Origin of the sequence: Vibrio sp. 10N.261.51.C6 (assembly GCF_041471785.1) — a bacterium.
Classification (GTDB): Bacteria; Pseudomonadota; Gammaproteobacteria; order Enterobacterales; family Vibrionaceae; genus Vibrio; species Vibrio crassostreae_C.
Genome location: NZ_JBFRPB010000152.1, coordinates 1 through 430, shown reverse-complemented (window position 1 = coordinate 430; position 430 = coordinate 1). Strand labels below are relative to the sequence as shown.

Genomic DNA, 430 nt, shown 5'->3' with positions numbered 1-430 from the left:
GAGTAACGGTTGCATCACCGTCGACCGTTAAGCCGCTGGCTGTTAGGTCATCGCCTTCAACATCTGATGCTTGTGATAACAGTTGCTCTTGGCTTAGACGGATAGAACCGTCTTCATCGATTGAGTACGCTAGGTCACCAGACACAGGCGCATCATCAACCGCAGTCACACTTACATCGATGTTGGCAGAGACCGTATCGGTTCCGTCTGACACATCGAAGCCGAAGTTTACGTCACCATTGAAGTTTTCATTTGGCGCAAAGGTGTACGTGCCGTTACCGTTGTCGGTAAGGATACCGTCGCCACCATCGTAGGTCACACCTTCAACCGTTAGGTTGTCGCCTTCAATATCAGTCGCACCTGTTAATAGGTCAGCATCAGTGAAAATAAGTGTGCCGTCTTCTTCAACGCTGAATTGTTGGTCTTGTGG

At 49.5% G+C, this 430-nt stretch carries 1 protein-coding gene; it reads right to left on the bottom strand.

The genetic code is table 11. From position 1 onward, the window contains the following. Window positions 1-430 (bottom strand): cadherin-like domain-containing protein (locus AB4375_RS21640; protein WP_372052517.1); only part of this gene is annotated, 430 nt, incomplete at both ends.